The organism is Mesorhizobium sp. WSM1343 (assembly GCF_055901535.1).
In genome coordinates this window covers 3,969,734-3,985,888 of sequence record NZ_CM148370.1, presented here as the reverse complement: position 1 = coordinate 3,985,888, position 16,155 = coordinate 3,969,734, and the positions used below count along the sequence as shown (strand labels likewise).

Annotated in this window: 20 protein-coding genes and 1 pseudogene; 7 read left to right on the top strand and 14 right to left on the bottom strand. The window is 59.9% G+C overall.

Annotated features, from left to right (window positions below; all coding sequences use genetic code 11):
• Positions 1–83 precede the first annotated feature (83 nt).
• Together AC0NIL_RS19445 and AC0NIL_RS19440 are read right to left on the bottom strand one after the other, a co-directional pair.
• Entirely contained in the window at positions 84–980 is an 897-nt protein-coding gene (locus tag AC0NIL_RS19445) for an alpha/beta fold hydrolase (protein WP_275953005.1), read from the bottom strand.
• A 262-nt stretch (positions 981–1,242) separates the two neighbouring features.
• Positions 1,243–1,437 carry a DUF2934 domain-containing protein gene (locus AC0NIL_RS19440; RefSeq protein ID WP_032808298.1) on the bottom strand — a complete coding sequence of 65 codons (195 nt, stop codon included), beginning with the start codon at positions 1,435–1,437 and terminating at the stop codon, positions 1,243–1,245.
• Positions 1,438–1,731: 294 nt separating this feature from the next.
• Between AC0NIL_RS19440 and AC0NIL_RS19435 the strand changes: the two genes are divergently transcribed.
• Positions 1,732–1,989: a hypothetical protein gene (locus tag AC0NIL_RS19435; protein WP_013531550.1), complete on the top strand. Its 258-nt coding sequence runs from the start codon at positions 1,732–1,734 to the stop codon at positions 1,987–1,989.
• Between the two features lie 10 nt (positions 1,990–1,999).
• Here the strand turns inward: AC0NIL_RS19435 and AC0NIL_RS19430 are convergent, their stop codons facing one another.
• Positions 2,000–2,236, bottom strand: a complete 237-nt coding sequence (locus AC0NIL_RS19430) for a DUF6894 family protein (protein ID WP_027161660.1) — start codon at positions 2,234–2,236, stop codon at positions 2,000–2,002.
• Between the two features lie 91 nt (positions 2,237–2,327).
• Positions 2,328–2,780 carry a membrane protein gene (locus AC0NIL_RS19425; RefSeq protein ID WP_013531548.1) on the bottom strand — a complete coding sequence of 151 codons (453 nt, stop codon included), beginning with the start codon at positions 2,778–2,780 and terminating at the stop codon, positions 2,328–2,330.
• A gap of 217 nt (positions 2,781–2,997) precedes the next feature.
• Here AC0NIL_RS19425 and AC0NIL_RS19420 point away from each other — a divergent pair, with 217 nt between their 5' ends.
• Entirely contained in the window at positions 2,998–3,864 is an 867-nt protein-coding gene (locus tag AC0NIL_RS19420) for a DUF1236 domain-containing protein (protein WP_474047956.1), read from the top strand.
• Positions 3,865–3,993: 129 nt separating this feature from the next.
• On the opposite strand, the gene AC0NIL_RS19415 is transcribed toward AC0NIL_RS19420, so the two are convergent.
• Both AC0NIL_RS19415 and AC0NIL_RS19410 read right to left on the bottom strand, forming a co-directional pair.
• Positions 3,994–4,158 carry a DUF3309 family protein gene (locus AC0NIL_RS19415; RefSeq protein WP_013531546.1) on the bottom strand — a complete coding sequence of 55 codons (165 nt, stop codon included), beginning with the start codon at positions 4,156–4,158 and terminating at the stop codon, positions 3,994–3,996.
• A gap of 156 nt (positions 4,159–4,314) precedes the next feature.
• Positions 4,315–4,932, bottom strand: a complete 618-nt coding sequence (locus AC0NIL_RS19410) for a flavodoxin family protein (RefSeq protein ID WP_024505224.1) — start codon at positions 4,930–4,932, stop codon at positions 4,315–4,317.
• 307 nt (positions 4,933–5,239) lie between these two features.
• On the opposite strand from AC0NIL_RS19410, the gene AC0NIL_RS19405 reads away from it, so the two are divergent.
• Complete coding sequence (locus AC0NIL_RS19405; RefSeq protein WP_013531544.1) at positions 5,240–6,076, top strand: alpha/beta fold hydrolase; 837 nt, start codon at positions 5,240–5,242, stop codon at positions 6,074–6,076.
• A 26-nt stretch (positions 6,077–6,102) separates the two neighbouring features.
• Here AC0NIL_RS19405 and AC0NIL_RS19400 read toward each other — a convergent pair whose 3' ends face one another.
• The 4 genes and pseudogenes from AC0NIL_RS19400 to AC0NIL_RS19385 all read right to left on the bottom strand — a co-directional run bounded on the left by AC0NIL_RS19400 (position 6,103) and on the right by AC0NIL_RS19385 (position 9,760).
• Entirely contained in the window at positions 6,103–7,443 is a 1,341-nt protein-coding gene (locus AC0NIL_RS19400) for a PQQ-dependent sugar dehydrogenase (RefSeq protein ID WP_275953002.1), read from the bottom strand.
• Positions 7,440–7,880, bottom strand: a complete 441-nt coding sequence (locus AC0NIL_RS19395) for a DUF2231 domain-containing protein (RefSeq protein WP_050596360.1) — start codon at positions 7,878–7,880, stop codon at positions 7,440–7,442. The genes AC0NIL_RS19400 and AC0NIL_RS19395 overlap by 4 nt, the downstream gene beginning before the upstream one ends.
• 132 nt (positions 7,881–8,012) lie before the next feature.
• Positions 8,013–8,620: pseudogene (locus tag AC0NIL_RS19390) on the bottom strand (alpha-ketoglutarate-dependent dioxygenase AlkB).
• Between the two features lie 390 nt (positions 8,621–9,010).
• Positions 9,011–9,760: a Crp/Fnr family transcriptional regulator gene (locus tag AC0NIL_RS19385; RefSeq protein ID WP_082826458.1), complete on the bottom strand. Its 750-nt coding sequence runs from the start codon at positions 9,758–9,760 to the stop codon at positions 9,011–9,013.
• Between the two features lie 571 nt (positions 9,761–10,331).
• On the opposite strand from AC0NIL_RS19385, the gene AC0NIL_RS19380 reads away from it, so the two are divergent.
• The 4 genes from AC0NIL_RS19380 to AC0NIL_RS19365 all read left to right on the top strand — a co-directional run bounded on the left by AC0NIL_RS19380 (position 10,332) and on the right by AC0NIL_RS19365 (position 11,749).
• A complete protein-coding gene (locus AC0NIL_RS19380) occupies positions 10,332–10,631 on the top strand; it encodes a PRC-barrel domain-containing protein (RefSeq protein WP_013531539.1) in 300 nt (99 codons plus the stop codon).
• A gap of 73 nt (positions 10,632–10,704) precedes the next feature.
• Complete coding sequence (locus AC0NIL_RS19375) at positions 10,705–11,139, top strand: GFA family protein (protein WP_013531538.1); 435 nt, start codon at positions 10,705–10,707, stop codon at positions 11,137–11,139.
• Between the two features lie 80 nt (positions 11,140–11,219).
• Positions 11,220–11,420, top strand: a complete 201-nt coding sequence (locus AC0NIL_RS19370) for a KTSC domain-containing protein (protein WP_013531537.1) — start codon at positions 11,220–11,222, stop codon at positions 11,418–11,420.
• Between the two features lie 164 nt (positions 11,421–11,584).
• Positions 11,585–11,749 carry a hypothetical protein gene (locus AC0NIL_RS19365; RefSeq protein ID WP_013531536.1) on the top strand — a complete coding sequence of 55 codons (165 nt, stop codon included), beginning with the start codon at positions 11,585–11,587 and terminating at the stop codon, positions 11,747–11,749.
• Between the two features lie 57 nt (positions 11,750–11,806).
• Here the strand turns inward: AC0NIL_RS19365 and AC0NIL_RS19360 are convergent, their stop codons facing one another.
• The 4 genes from AC0NIL_RS19360 to AC0NIL_RS19345 all read right to left on the bottom strand — a co-directional run bounded on the left by AC0NIL_RS19360 (position 11,807) and on the right by AC0NIL_RS19345 (position 16,144).
• On the bottom strand, positions 11,807–12,019 hold the full coding sequence (locus AC0NIL_RS19360; protein WP_063168031.1) for a DUF6894 family protein: 213 nt from the start codon (positions 12,017–12,019) through the stop codon (positions 11,807–11,809).
• 91 nt (positions 12,020–12,110) lie between these two features.
• Positions 12,111–12,350: a hypothetical protein gene (locus AC0NIL_RS19355; RefSeq protein ID WP_013531534.1), complete on the bottom strand. Its 240-nt coding sequence runs from the start codon at positions 12,348–12,350 to the stop codon at positions 12,111–12,113.
• Positions 12,351–12,557: 207 nt separating this feature from the next.
• The gene (locus tag AC0NIL_RS19350; protein WP_473574100.1) at positions 12,558–13,736 is read right to left on the bottom strand and encodes an acetate/propionate family kinase; all 1,179 of its coding nucleotides are present in this window, start codon (positions 13,734–13,736) and stop codon (positions 12,558–12,560) included.
• The gene (locus AC0NIL_RS19345) at positions 13,733–16,144 is read right to left on the bottom strand and encodes a phosphoketolase family protein (protein WP_473574099.1); all 2,412 of its coding nucleotides are present in this window, start codon (positions 16,142–16,144) and stop codon (positions 13,733–13,735) included. Before AC0NIL_RS19345 ends, AC0NIL_RS19350 begins: the two co-directional genes overlap by 4 nt.
• Positions 16,145–16,155: the final 11 nt, after the last annotated feature.

Sequence of the window (16,155 nt, the reverse complement as noted above, 5' to 3'; positions counted from 1 at the left end):
TTCGGTTCGTCATGCATGGAGACGAAATGCGCGGCGATGCGTCAGGTTCCGGTCTTTACTATGGGGTCGATGGCGCCCCTCCGTCAGCGCTTGCCATGGCTATCGAGAAATGCAGCCAACGTTCGCGAAACCTGATCAAAAGCCTCACGCGTCGGGAAGTGTCCGATGCCATCCAGCACCACCCGCCTGTAGAACGCGGTGAAATGCCCTTCGAGCCCCTCTGAAGACTGGGCAAACACAACGCGGTCGTCACCACCGTGAAGCGTCAGGATCGGCACGGTGATGATCTTGACCGTTGCTTGCCGGCGGGCGAGTTCGGCGTAACGCGGATCGGGCTCGGCCTCTTCCCACCGGACCCGATAGGAATGCAACGTCACATCCGCCCAGTCAGGGTTTTCGAACGAGCTCGCAACGCCATCGAAAATGGCGTCGTCGAACCAGCCTAATGGACCCCAGCTGTCCCACTGATACCTGGCGAATTCCTTGCCGTTCTTTCGTACGAACTCGGCGCCCCGTGCGGTCGCCATGAACCATTGATACCAAAATGCTTTCGCCTGTTCGGGCGCCGGCGTTGCTGGTTTCCCTGGTTGCCAGCCGAGGGACAGCGCAGCGCAGCACTTGATGCGGTCCGGAAAAACCGACGCGAGCAGATAGGATATCCGAGCGCCCCAATCATGTCCGACAACTGCAAAGCGGCTGATGCCAAGCGCATCTGCAAAATCCAGCACATCCTGCGCCATCGCGGCAATCTCGCCCGAGCGCATGGTTTCTTTCGACAGGAACGATGTCGGCCCAAAGCCTCGCAACCAAGGGGAAAACGTACGGAAGCCAGCTTCATGAAGGACCGGCGAAATACGAGCGTATGTCGTCGCGTCGTCGGGCCAGCCATGCAGCAGGACAACCGGGGCGCCGTCCTGCGGTCCACCATCGAGATAGGCGACGCGCAGCAGAGGTGTGTCGCAATGTGAGACGGAGTTCATTTGCTCTGAGGCACCGTAGCTGGCTGGTCGCCGCCAGTCGTGGGGCCTGGTCTGGCGGCCTGATCAACGTGTGGGTTCTTGTTGCTGGTGGCTTTCATCGGCTCGGTGTTGTTGTCGCAGGCGCCGAGCGCAAGGGCAGCGGCCAAGACCAGGAATGAAAAGAACCTCTTCATCGAAACCTCCTCTGGTTGATGCCCGGCAAACGAGGTTCCGCCAATTTGGTTGCCCGACCGGGGTCCTCAAGACGCCATGGGATTGCCGATCAACGCTTCGAGCTATTGGAATCGGCCGCAACTGTCGGGTCAGGCAGAACCGGGCCACGTTCAGTCTCCGAACCCTCAGCTTCGATCTCCTGCACGGCCCGATCCCAGTGCTCCTGCTCGCGGCCTACCGGCCGGCCCTCTTGTTCCCAGATTTCATGGGCCCGTCGTTTGATCTTTTCTTCCCTGCTGTCCATGGCTAGATCCTCCAATTCGTCAGTCTCAATTCCGGGCCATATTTTTTGTTCCTCCTCTGTCGGCAACAGCCGCTGCCGGATTTCGGGAAGGCCCTTGTGGATTGCATGGGATGACCGGCTTGGTAAATTTCGTACCGATGTTTTTTCGTGACACACCTATGCTCGCAGTTTTATGAATCAGGCTATCGGCCAGCGCCGAGCACGTCCCTCTCCGATCCCACTGCCCGGCGCTCAAAGCCGGATCGCCCGTCGCATCGACATGGCGGGCTGTTGCTTCGATTGGAGGTGACGCTCATGCGGGAATTGCCGAAAGACATCGACGCCGATGTGGTCATCGAAATCAGCAAGCTGCTGGACGACAGCCCGCTTTTCGTCCCGGTGCGGGTTCATGAACTTGCGGCCAGGGTGAGGCAGAGGGTGAAGACCGGCCTGCCGGACCTTTCGATTGAAGAACTGATCGTGGAGATGGCCTCCGTACGTCAGCTGGCCATGGCCTTTGATCTGCCTGGATCGGAGAATGTCGTGCAAATCCCGGTGCGGTATCGCCGCTAGCACTGCGACATCAAACGCTCCATCCGGAGGTCAGAACAAGCGACGCCTCAAACATCTGCGCACCGATCTCATCGCGTACCTTGACGGTTATCTTGACGAAATCGCAGTCGGGCATTTCGTCTTGCGCGACATCCTGCAAAATACGAATTGCTTCCGCTCTGGCTTGTTCCCGGGATTCGAACAGCTGCCCGTCATCGTCGGGTACCGCGCCGTCACCGTTTTGAAGATCAAAATAGTACCGTTTCATTTTTCCTGCCGCGCTGGAACATCTGGCGTTTCAATGATTCCGCTTCATGGTGGTTCCTGCCCGCTGGCCGTGCTGGTGACGACGTGGTCGTTCAACGCACCGCAGGGCGAAGCGCCGATATGAAAAGGACCAGCAACGCCAAGGCGTTGAGGCCTGCGGCGATGGCATGCGAATACTCCCATTGGCGCCGCAGCAGCTCCCAGTTTTCAGGGAGGACAGTCCAGTTCCGGGTCGCCTGATTGATTGGATAGGTCAGCGTCCAGAAGGCAAACTGCGTGGCGCCGATGCTTAGAAAGGCGACAACAACCAAGCCGAAAGATGCGCTCGCTCGATAGAGCAGGATCGCCAGGGCGGCCGTGGAGAGCAATGCTCCCAGCACCACGATGCCGAACAGGCTCCATCCATCATAGGCGCGCTGCGCAGCCAGATAGTTTGGCCCGTCGAGCTTCATCTTGTTGAACATAGCGAAGAAATGCGCGGCGGCCGGAGCGAAAGCCAGGGCAACGAAAATGAAGCTGACCACTCTCAGACTATAGATTGCCATGTCGGTCTCCTCTCAGGAGACAGCTAGGGCAATCGCCAAGGTTGAAAAGGTCGCTTTAACGGCGGCTTCCGCCCGCGATCGTATGATCTCAAGCGGGGTCGTTTTTTAGCACTCACGCATCTATCTCGGAACATTTTTTTTGGGTGCTGGTTCTACCCAGTGAAGGGACGAACCTTACCCAGGGAGATTTCCCATGAAACGTGTTCTCATTACCAGCATGCTGGCCATCGGGCTCGGCTGTGGAACGGCGGTGGCTCAGACACAACAGACCGAAAGCCAATCTGGCGCAGACGCCAACTGCGCTTCCGGGCAGGCTGACTGCCAGAACGGCTCCAAGATGGGCGAGCAGGCCCAGGGCAAAGCCAAGCTGAAGACCGACGAGCAGGCTCAGGGCAAGGCCGGCACCACCACCGACCAGCAGGCCCAGGGCAAGGCCAGCACCACCGACCAGCAGGCCCAGGGCAAAGCCAAGCTGAAGACTGACGAGCAGGCTCAGGGCAAGGCCGGCACCACCACCGACCAGCAGGCCCAGGGCAAGACCAAGATGCAGACCGACGAGCAGGCTCAGGGCAAGGCCGGCACCACCACCGACCAGCAGGCCCAGGGCAAGACCAAGATGCAGACCGACGAGCAGGCTCAGGGCAAGACCAAGATGCAGACCGACGAGCAGGCTCAGGGCAAGACCGGCACCACCACCGACCAGCAGGCCCAGAGCAAGACCAAGATGCAGACCGACGAGCAGGCTCAGGGCAAGGCCGGCACCACCACCGACCAGCAGGCCCAGGGCAAGGCCTCGACACAGGATACGACGTCGACCGGTTCCATCAACAACGTGACGGTGGAGCAGAAAACCCAAGTCACTCAGATTATCCGGGAGACGAAGGTCGAGCCTGTGTCCAATGTCAATTTTGACATCAGCGTCGGCGTCGAAGTTCCGCGGCACAAGGTCAGGCTGCATCGGCTGCCGGCTCGTATCGTCAAGATCGTTCCCGCTTACGAAAGCTACGAGTATTTCGTGCTTGCGGACGGTCGGATCGTCATCGTTGATCCGGATACGTTCAAGATCGTGCTGATTTTGACCTGATATGTCCGACGAGTGGTCCGCCCTCCAGAGGGCGGACCGTCATTGCCGGACTGCTATGGATTCAAAGCAACTCCGGAGAGAACCGCAAGCGGCAGGTGATACAATCCTGCCACCGCATGGCGGACTCGGCTAGAGACGGCCGAGCACAACCAGGATTATGACTATAAGCAGCAGAAGACCGAGGCCGCCGCCCCCGTAATAGCCGGTGCCGTAGAATGGCCCGCCGCCAAGTCCACTAAAGCCGCCAAGCAATGCGATAATCAGAATGATGATAAGAATTGTGCCGAGACCCATGACTTGCTCTCCTGTTTGCGGCTTCGCGCCGTGTAGACGGAGCGGCGGTCGCCGGCTGATGAGAATATGAACTCGCTACAAGCCTTCCTGTTCCCGATTGAGACCTCATCGACGCTGCAAGGTCTGGCCGCTCAAAGTTGTTTAGGCGAACAAAGGTCATCCCGAGACGCCCGAGTAGCCCCGGTCTTTCAGCAATCCAGCGAGATGGGCGGCGTTTGAGGCTGCCATTTCGATCGCACCCGAGACTTTTTCCGGAGTTGCCGGCAGGTCGACATAATTGACGTCCTCCATCGCCTCGCCAACCCAGTAGACCCCGCCATTGGCCGGGATGGTGAAGCCGACATCGTTCAATGCCTGAAAGCATTCCGCGTGGCAGTGATGCGCACCGTCCTCATTACCGACGATGGCCACCAGGGCCACCTTTCCTGCTGCCGGCATTCGCCCTCTGTCATCCGTCTCCTCGAGAAAGGCATCCATCCGCTCCAGGACGCGCTTGGCCACACTCGAGGGCTGGCCAAGCCAGATCGGAAGCCCGAGCACGAAGATGTCGGCCGCCAGTATCTTCTTTCTGAGTTTCGGCCAATCGTCGCCCTCGCCCATGTCGGAGAGCACGCCGGGCTTGATATCGTGGCTGAGCGCACGCACGATCTCGCCCTTCACATCGTATTGCATCAACGCCGCCAGGACATCGGCGAGCAACCGATCGGTGGAGGATTTTTCCCTGTCGTTCGAAGCTTTGAGCGAGCAATTGAGTGCGAAGGCCGTAAGCGGCATGTGAATCTCCCTGCATTGTCCTAATTGCAAACCGCCGCGACGACTTCGCGACTGCCCATTCGCCCGTTGCGGGATCGCCCGGCATTCTAACGCCAGGGTTAAATGCTTGTTCCGCAGGCGGACCAACAGGGCCGGTGGATGGCCCCCTCCTCCTACTTGGTGACGGTCGAGCCGGCTCAGAAAGCGGGCTGGTCCTTGAGCACAGACGTTGGAGAACGGGCAGCGGCGAGCGACGCAGACTGAACTGGTGGGGCAACCTATTCGTTCGCTCTTCGTTTTCTTCTGAGTTCCCGAAAATGGATAGACGATGCTCGTCCAGACCCTCGAAGCAGGCGATATGCAGCTGGCGGTATCCACGGCCGGCGATCCGCGCCGACCGGCCTTGATCCTTCTGCACGGCTGGCCCCATTCCCGGAAAATCTATGATGGCGTGATCGATGAACTCGGCACACGGTACTTTACGCTGGCTTTCGATCTTCCGGAGATCGGTGAATCGCGTGGCACTCCGCCGTCGGCGGAAAAGAAGGTTCTTGCCGGTATTGTGATTTCAGCCGCCGAGGCGCTTGGGGCCAAATCCATCGTCGTCGCAGGCTTCGATGTGGGCGGCATGATTGCCTTCGCTGCTGCTCGCCATCATGGCGGTCGCATCGTCGGCGCGGTGCCGATGAATACGGTTATCCCCGGCCTTCATCCATGGACGAAGGTAGTCGCAAACCCGGGCATCTGGCACTTTGCGTTTCATGCGGTGCCTGAGTTACCGGAGTTGCTGGTGACGGGCCATCAACGCGCCTACTTCGATTTTTTCTTCGATCTGCTCGCCGGCCGTCCCGAAGCATTGACCAATGAAATGCGGGAGACGTTGACGCAGGCCTATGCGAGGCCGGAGGCACTTAAGGCCGGCTTTGATTGGTATCGCGCGTTCAAGCAGGATGCCGAGGCCAATGCCCCGGCGCGCATCGAAGTTCCGATCCTCTATATCCGCGGCGACGCGGATTTTGGATCGATCGACGATTACCTCGAAGGTCTGAGGATGTCTGGCGCAAAGAACCTGCAAGGTCACATGATCGCCAACTGCGGCGAATTCCTGCCGATCGAGGCACCGGCAGAATTCGTCAAGGCGCTAGTGGAATTCGCACCGAGATAGTGAAGCGATCAGCGTTATGCAGGTGCCTACTGGCTCGTGGAAGTTACGCGCCAGACCGTGTTCCCGACATCGTCGGCGATCAGCAGCGCGCCGGATTTGTCGACGGCAACGCCGACGGGCCGCCCGTGCGCCTTGTTGTCCTTGCCGAGGAAACCGGTGACGACGTCCTGCGGCTTGCCATCTGGATGACCGTCTTTGAACGGCACGAAAACGACCTTGTAGCCGTTGAAGCTCTTGCGGTTCCAGCTACCATGCTCGCCAACAAAGGCGCCGTTGCGATAGAGCTCCGGCAGGTTGGTTCCAGTGTAGAACGTCAAGCCCAGAGGTGCGACGTGGGAACTCAAGGCATAGTCGGGAGGGATCGCCTTGGCGACGAGGTCCGGCCGCTGCGGCATCACGCGCGGGTCGACATGCTGACCATAGTAGCTGTACGGCCAACCATAGAACGCGCCGTCCTTGACCGAGGTCATGTAGTCGGGAACCAGGTTAGGACCGAGCTCGTCGCGCTCGTTGATCACAGCCCACAGCGCGCCGCTCTGCGGCTCCCAACTCAGCCCGTTGGGATTGCGCAGGCCGCTCGCGAAAATACGATAGCGGCCAGTGGCCCTGTCGACTTCCCAGATGGCGGCCCGGTCCTTTTCCGCCTGGATGCCGTTCTCGGTGATGTTGCTGTTGGATCCGATGCCGACATACAGCCGAGACCCGTCGGGGCTGGCCACGAGAGACTTTGTCCAGTGGTGATCGATAGGTCCGCCGGGCAATGGCGTCAGCACGGCGCCCGGCGCGGTGATCTTGGTGTCGCCCGACGTGTAGGGATAACGCACGATGGCGTCGGTGTTAGCGACGTAGAGATCGTTGCCGACCAGGGCCACGCCAAAGGGCGAATTGAGATGATCGAGGAAGACCTCCTGGACATCGGGCAGACCATCGCCGTTCGTATCCCGCAGCAGGGTGATACGGTTGCTTCCTTCGGTGCCGCCGCCCGAGGTCGCCATCGACTCGATCCAGCCCATGATCAGGTCTTTCGGCCGCTTGATCGCGGCACCGGGCGGCGCCACGGATTCGACCACCAGAACGTCACCATTCGGCAATGTGTAAAGCGAGCGCGGATGCCTCAAGCCCTTGGCAAAGGCCCGGATTTGCAAACCCTTGGCGACGGTCGGCTTCTCGTCTTGTTTCCAACCGACGACCGACGCGACATGCATGGGCGGCACCAGATACTGAATAGGTTCAGGCAGCGTCGGGTTTGCTCCGACCTGATCGGTGGGATCCGGTTCGTTATCGCTGCATGCGGGCAGCGCCAAAATCGATCCGAACAGCAGACCGAGGCTCGCGATACGCCGGATATGTCTGGCGGAGACATTCATTCGACCACCTCCACGTGAGTGCGACCGGAGCTCCATCCCAGCAGTCCCAGCAAGAGGATAACGATCACGGCGACGGCGGACAGGATGAGCCCCGTCGGCACGACCGAGGTCCAGGCATCACGGCTGTGCACCAGTGCGTTGAAGAGCGATATGACGAGCACGACGAGGCTGCCAAGGAGATATGGCCATGCAGGCCCGGCTTGACGGGCAATTCGGCCGGTAGACAAATCGACAAGTGCTGCAAGGACCGCGAGCACGCCTACAACCAGGCCGGCAAGGAGCAGCCAGGCGGAAAAATCTGCCCACATCATTTCAGCGCTTCTCCAATAGGCAACGTCGGTCAGCAATGTGCCGACGAAACATGCGTTTGCGACCGCCATCGGCGTTTTATGGAACGGACGCCTGGCTGCCACCAACACGGATCGGGCACGGGCCATGGACATTCTCCACCTTTGAAGCTGTACCTGTCCTCCAAACCAACTTGTGGTTGGGAGGTTCCCGGAACCGTTTTGCGTTCAAGAACTCGTGATGGCGCTGGCAATGCGACAGAACGGCTCGGCGCGCGATGCTCATGCGGAGTTGGCGCGCAATGTCCTCAAGGTGATCGAGTAGCGGTGCAGGTCAACCGCCGGAATGCTGTGCTCCCATTCCATGCGCGATGGTCCGGTCATGAGATACGCCGACCTTGGTTCGACGACGATGGTCCGGCGGTCCCATTTGGTGCCATTCTTCCGCCGGAGCCGGAAGCTGCAAGGCGCCAGCAACGAAACACCCGCAACGTCTTCGAAATGAGGCTTGTCTCGATGCCAGCCGATGCCGGCGCCGGGCCGGTATTCGTTGATCAACACTTGCGCGAAGGCGTTGGCGGGCCGGCCTGCCAACGCTGCGATCTTGTCGCGCAGGGACAGCAGGAAGTCAGGGATCGGCGGCGCCTCGACGACCTGGCGTCTGTCGTAGTCGTAACGCAGGCCAAAACCGACGACGCGCCGGTTTGCCAGATGGCCATGGAAATCGAACGCCTCGAACGGCAGGCCTTCCAGATGCCGGGCGAGTTCCGTTTCGTGATCAACTCGGGCTGATAGAAGAAACCTTCCGGTAGGTCGTCGGCAGCACCAAAGAGATCGTGCTGAAGCCCGGATGAGCCGGAGTCGAGTGTTTTCGATTTGGGTGTCGCCATCCCAGCTAAGATGGTGAAGGCCAGCCCGCCTGGCAATATCGGAACCTGGCCAGCCAATCTGCACCCACCCTGCGGACGTCACCACAACGACGGACAGGGCCTGCCAATCCGGATTTTATCGAGGGACTGTATTCAACTCAGGATTTCGCGAGCATGCCTTGAACGCGACCGAGGGAGTTTGCGTGCATGTACGTACGGTTCTTACCAAACCGTGAGCTTTCGTTGCCAGTTGCTTGTCGGCAACTAGATTGGCAACGCGGCATCCCCAAAACATGCCGCAGTGGCCGGCGCGGGTTTAGGCAACGGTGTCTCACCGGCATCATCGCGCCGGCCACTCGAAATGTCCGCTGGCGGCTCTGTGGCGGAGAAGCCTCTGTTGGCCCGGCGCGCTCAAACGAGAGGCCGCTCCTGCCTCGCGGGATGCTTCGAGCCCAAATCTCCGATCAGCCGGCGGTACTGGGTTTCGGGTGGACCGTAAGAATCTCGCGCCAACGTCATGAGACCGTCTCGATCGCGGATCGTAATCTCTCCGCGGCGCGCTCGGATATAACCATAACTTTCGATCATCTGGAGGCCGACGGTAACCCCCGGACGCCTCACACCAAGCATGATGGACAGAAATTCATGGGTTATCATAAGCCTGTCGCCGACAGTGCGGTCGCTGCACATCAAAAGCCATCTTGCCAGTCGAACTTCCAGGCTCTGCCGCGCGTTGATCGATGCCGTATAGCTTGTCTGAACATGGAAATATTGGACATAGCGCAACAGGAACGACCGCAATGTAGGGCTGTCCTCCAGGGCTTCGACGAAGGGGGCAGCCTCTATCCGGAGAGCCTCGCATGTCGACTGGACGTAACAATCAAAGTTGGCCTGGTCGTCCCCCATGACCAGGGCCGAACCGGTCATTCCTTCGAACCCGATGATTCCGACTTCGGCTTCGGTCGCAGGCGAAGTCCTCGCCACTACCGAGGCCAGCCCGCTTTCCAGAAAATAGACGGCTTCGATCTTCTGCCCCGCGGTCTCCAGCGGCGCGCGCAACTCAAGAAAAACACTCGCCAGATGCGGACGTAGCCGCGCGAAATCGTCCGCGCTCATCCGGCGAAGCAATTCGCTCTTGGCTTGCAGTGTCTGGTAATCCACGAGACTCTTTTCCCTTGGGCAAGAGCACTGGGATCTCTTAGCCGGCCGCGCCCGTCGAACGAGCGGACGGTAACGAACCATAGACTTCGTCTCGCGCAGCACTAGACGGGCGGGCGCGTTGGTATGAAACCGACAGTTACTGCTGAAGACTCGAAGGCCTTGTTGGCTGACTATCTTTCGCCAGCAAACGAGCCTCCCGCAGGATAGAGGCGCGATCGAACCCGAGGAGCGATATGATTTCGCGTATCTGTTGTTCAGTGGCGCCTGTATCCCGCGCCAGCGCGGTCATCGCGCCCAATGGCAGACCGGGGTGCTCGGGCTCCTTCGCCGTGCAACACCATGCCTCGTGATGGGCAAGAGCGATGGTCACTCCCAAGCGTCAGCGCCCCAACTGTGCTGCTGACGATTTCCTTTTGTACGCTTCCGTACGGAGCTTTGCGAGTCAATTCGGACGGAGGCTGAGTTGAGGCTTCTAGCGTCCTTGCGTCGTCCGTCCGTCGCCCCCGGAATTGTTCGGAACGATTGCTCGGCTGAGAGGTTCAAATATTCCACCCAACAGGAGTCTCGAAAGATGGATCACACCAACCACGTACGCCTCACAAGCACCGAACTGACACCAGACATTCTCGAAGACGCCACGATTTACGACGCAGACGACAACAAAGTCGGCAGCGTTTCGCATGTGCACGGCTCAGGAGCCGCCAGTCAGGTCGTCATCGATGTCGGCGGCTTTCTCGGCATTGGCGCCAAGCCGGTGGCCGTTCCCGCAAGCCAGTTGGAATTCATGCGCGATGAAGACGGCGACGTTCACGCGGTGACGAACTGGACCAAGGATCAGCTCAAGAGCATGCCCGAGCATCACGATGCATGATTTCAAGGACTTCACCTTGAACGGGAGCGGCCACTCGGCCGCTCTCTCTTAGGCGCAACAGGGTGGACAGACGATGCGGCGCGAAACCGGAGCCTGCTTCTGCGGAGGGATCGCCGCAGCCCTGGACGGAGAGCCTTTCTGGATATGCTACGATCACGACGACGATTGCCGCCGGGCCATCGGCAGTCCGCTGACGATCTGGGTTGGTTACCGGCCGAAGCAATTTCAGCTCCTTAGAGGGACGCCGAAGGCCTTTTCCCAAACGCCAGGCGTCACCCGCACGTTCTGCCCAGACTGTGGAAGCTCGATAGGCTATAGCGACGAAGGCCTGCCGGACGAGTTCTATGTGACGATCGGCTTCTTTGACAACCCTGAAGGGTTTCGGCCGCAAGCCCATGCCTATTGGGACCTGAGGCTGCCGTGGATCGAGTTTGATGACAGCCTGCCACGCATCGACCGATATTCAAGGAAGCGCGACCCGAAGTTCGGCAACCCGCGCGACCGGTAGTCGCGGTGCGTGACGCCAGGATATCGGCGGAACCTGACGATCGCTAACGGGTTATTCGGGCAGACCTGTCGGGTGCGACCATGCCATCGACCGTGATCCGAAATGCGCAATACGATCCCGCCACCAGGATCCTGTCGGTCTGGTTTGTGCCGAGCGGCAGACGCTACGAATATGAGGATGTTGCACCGGCAACTTATGCCGCTTTCACCAAAGCTTCCTCAAAAGGCCGCTTCTTCAATGAGTTCATCCGCGACCGCCATCGGTACCGCCGCGTGGCGTGACAAGTTTGGACATGAGCAGGCGATGCACGGAACCTGACCGGCATCGTCTCGTTGACGTCTCGTCATCGAAGCAAGCCAGGCAACGACAGTGTTCATCTGGACATGCTCAGGTGTTCGCACCGGCAAAGATCGATCGGAAAAGGCTTCAAGGGAGTTCAAGAGCCATGACGGCCAAGAAGCAGAAGACCGAAAGCAAGGACAAGAAGGCATTGCGCTTGGCAGAGACCACCGACGTCTCACCCAAGCAGGCCAAGGAGCTCATGCAAAAGCATGGCAAGGACAACCCCAAGGTCGAGAAGGAAGCCAGAAACTTCAAGGCGGAAGGATAGGATCCGCATGAGGCGACCTGTATGGCCCCTGCAAGTGATCGGCCAGGCAATTCGGGATTAAGGGGGTGCCCCGGCCTTTTCGGCCGCGAGCGCAAAAGGAAAGCGCAGCACCAGGTTGCGGTTCTCGTCAAAAATCTCGAAGGTCAATCCGGTACGCAGCGGCCTGCCATGCAGCAGCTCTTCGGCAAGGATTTCCTTCGCCGACGCCATCGCGTTTTCCTCAGCGCTCGCGAGATCAGAAAATTCCTGGCCCTCGGGATCCTCCTGCAAGCTTCCGCTCTCATCTCGAAGGTCGAAAAAGTACCTGGACATGCCGACTGAACTCCTGCTCATCGCGACGGTAGCATCGGAAGCGCCAGCCTCAGACTTCAGTGCCTGATGTCCCCGGATTGTCGAAGAGCACAGCGAGGCCATGCTCGATGGCGCAGGCCGCTATCAGATCATCGAAGGCCTTTCCGGAAAGCGGGCAACTTGGCATCACCTCTCGAATTGCGGTCCCGGCCTTGGCGGTAGAGATCACATCGTGGCGTTTCTTGCGTGTCTCGACATATTGCTCGACCAGGATTTTCAGGCGCCTCACCGCAACGTCGTCCGTAAACATGGATTCCTCAGCCAATGCCTGAAGTAAGGCTGTCGGCCTGATCATCGGCCGACGATCTCGGGGTTAGCCGGGATTGCTCGCACAATATTTCTATGGGCAGTTGGTTCCCCCGACCGCTTGCTTGGTAATTTTCGTACAGGGAATACCCTTGCCCGCGCTTTCATCGGGCCGAATCGACAGCCGATTTTCCGATGCCGAGGCGAGCGTTTAGGCTTGCATCACCATGCGGCTGTGACGTGCAACGACACTTTCCTCATCGGTCGCAATCACCCGTACTTCCACCTTGCTCTCGGGACGACTGAGGATCTCGGCGTGGGTGTTGTTGGCGCGATCTTCAAGCACCACGCCAAGCCAGGTCAATTTTTCGCATATGGCCTTGCGGATGGTCGCGGACCGTTCGCCGATGCCGGCGGTGAACACCAGGCATTCAAGGCCACCCATCGTGTTTGCAAGCGCCGCGGCCTCTCTCGCGGCGCGAAAGGCGAAAAGCGCCATCGCCTCTTGCGAGCGAGGATCATTGCTCGCTTCGAGCGTCCTCATGTCGCCGGAAATACCGGATACGCCGAGCAGGCCCGACTTCTCGTAGAGCATCGCCTGCAGTTTTTCCGCCGCGATGCCTCTTTCCAGCAGGAAATACAACAGCACGCCGGGATCGATGGCGCCGCACCGCGTGCCCATGACGAGGCCATCCAGGGCCGAAAAACCCATCGTGGTATCGATGCTTTTGCCCCCGTGCAGGGCGCAAAGACTTGCCCCATTGCCGAGATGGGCGACGATCGTGTGTTTCGCCGCGAAAATTGGCGATATCTCGCTGAGCCGCCCGGCGATGTATTCATAGGAGAGACCGTGGAACCCGTAGCGGCGCAAGCCTTGCTCTTCATACTGGCGCGGAAGGGCAAAGCGCCGCACGAGCGGATCGATCGTCTGGTGGAAAGCGGTGTCGAAACAGCCAACCTGTGGCAGGTCCGGTTGCAAGGCGGCTATTGCACGGACGGGCGCGAGACTGCGAGGCTGATGCAGCGGAGCAAGCGGCGTAAGTTTGTCGATGGCGTCGATGATGTCTGGGGTCAGACGGACAGGTTCGATGAACTCGCTTCCGCCATGCACGATGCGATGGCCGGCGCAGATCAGGTTTCTTTCCCCAATTTCGCCCTGCACCCAATTCAGCATCTCGCCTATGGCCGCGTCACGCCGCTTGTCGGCGGTGAGCGGCCGATCGCACTGCACCGTTCCGTCGGCCGCTTTTGCGCGCAGTGTGGGTTTGTCGCCCAGGTCCAGCGTGCCGCGTGAAACGAGTTGCATATCCCGTGATGAGACAAGATCGTAAAGCGCGAACTTGATGCTGGACGAGCCGGCATTCAGCGCCAGGATCGACCGACGCGTCATTGGCGCCCCTTTGTCGCGGCTTTGTCGGGCCAGCTCCATTTCTGGATTTCGGGCATGTCTTCGCCGTGCTCGCGCACATAGGCCTTGTGCTTCGCCAACCTGCCGTGGAGTTCGCCGGCAAGCCCTTCGGCCCTTTCGGCCAGTCCCGGCACGCGTTCGATGGCGGCGAGCGCGAGATGGTAGCGGTCGAGTTCATTGAGCACCACCATGTCGAATGGCGTCGTCGTGGTGCCCTCCTCGCGGAAGCCATGCACATGCATGTTGTCATGGTTGGCGCGGCGGTATGTCAGGCGATGAATGAGATAGGGATAGCCGTGATAGGCGAAGATGACGGGCCGTGTTTTCGTGAACAACGCGTCGAAGTCCCCGTCGGGCAGGCCGTGCGAATGCTCCGTGTTCGACTGCAATGTCATCAGATCGACAACATTGACGACGCGGATTTTCAGGTCGGGGATCGCGGAGCGCAGAATGTCTGTCGCGGCCAGTGTTTCCAGGGTCGGCACATCGCCGGCGCAGGCCATGACCACATCGGGCTCCTCGTGCTGAGCAACCGTGCCGGCCCATTCCCAGATGCCCGCTCCAGCTTTGCAATGCGCTCCGGCTTCTTCAATGGACAGCCATTGCGGTCCCGGCTGCTTGCCGGCGGTGATGACATTGATGCGGTTATAGGTTCTCAGGCAATGATCGGTGATCCACAACAGGGTGTTGGCGTCCGGCGGGAAATAGAGCCTTACCGTGTCGGCCTTCTTGTTGGCGACCAGATCGGCAAAGCCCGGATCCTGATGGCTGAAACCATTGTGATCCTGCCGCCAGACATGCGAGGTCAAAAGGTAATTGAGCGAGGCGATCGGCTTGCGCCAAGCGAGCTCGCCGGAGGTCTTCAGCCATTTGGCATGCTGGTTGACCATCGAATCGACGATATGAATGAAGGCCTCATAGCATGAAAACAGGCCATGGCGGCCGGTGAGCAGATAGCCTTCAAGCCAGCCCTGGCAGAGATGCTCGCTCAGCACTTCCATGACGCGACCATCACGGGAAAGATGGACGTCATAGGGCTCGATGCGCTCCATCCAGATCCGATCGGTGACCTCGAACACGTCGTCGAGGCGGTTGGAGGATGTCTCGTCCGGCCCCATCAGGCGGAAGTTTCGCGCCTCGGCATTGAGGCGGAACACCTCGCGAAGATAGCTTCCGCAAATCCGCGTCGCCTCGGCAATGACGCCACCTGGACGCGGCACTTCCAGCGCCAGGCTTTTCCAATCTGGAAGCATCAGATCGCGCTTCAGCAGGCCGCCATTTGCGTACGGGCTTGCGCCCATGCGCCTTGTCCCTGTCGGGGCAAGTGCCGCAAGCTCCGGCAACAGGTGCCCGCTTTCGTCGAACAGCTCTCCCGGTTCGTAGCTTCGCATCCAGTTTTCGAGGATCTTGCGGTGCTCCTCATTCCCTCGAGCGTTCGATACCGGCACTTGATGCGAGCGCCAGAAACCCTCGACCTTATCGCCATCGACCTCCTTCGGCCCGGTCCATCCCTTGGGGCTGCGCAGCACGATCATCGGCCATTTCGGGCGTTGACCATGCCATCCCGGAGCCCGTGCCTGCTCCTGAATGGAACGGATGCGATCGAGCACCGTGTCGAGCGTCGCGGCCATGGACCGGTGCATGGCAAGCGGCTCGTGGCCTTCGACGAAGAACGGTTCGTAGCCATAGCCGGCGAAAAGGTCTCGCAATTCCTGATCGTCCATGCGGCCGAGGATCGTCGGATTGGCGATCTTGTAGCCGTTGAGATGCAGGATCGGCAGGACGGCGCCGTCCGACGCTGGGTTCAGGAACTTGTTGGAATGCCATGCCGCCGCCAGCGGACCGGTCTCGGCTTCGCCGTCACCAACGACGCAGGCAACCACCAGACCCGGATTGTCGAAGGCCGCACCGAAGGCATGAACCAATGCATATCCCAGTTCACCGCCCTCATGGATGGAGCCTGGCGTCTCGGGCGCGGCATGGCTTGGCACGCCACCGGGAAAGGAAAACTGCCGGAACAGTTTCCTGAGGCCGTCTTCGCCCTGCCCGATATCGGGATAGATCTCGCTATAGGTGCCCTCGAGCCATGTGTTGGCGACCATTGCGGGACCGCCATGGCCCGGGCCGCAGATAAACAGAACATCGAGGTCGCGTTCGCGGATAACGCGGTTCAGATGCAGGTAGAGAAAATTCAGGCCCGGCGTCGTGCCCCAATGGCCAAGTAACCGAGGCTTGACGTGCTCGGCCTTCAACGGTTCGCGCAACAGCGGATTGTCGAGCAGATAGATCTGGCCGACCGAGATGTAATTCGCGGCGCGCCAGTAACGGTCCATGAGGTCGATCCGTTCGTGGCCGATAGCCTGCGGCGTCGCGGCAGCCTTGTCGTTCATCGACATCTCCA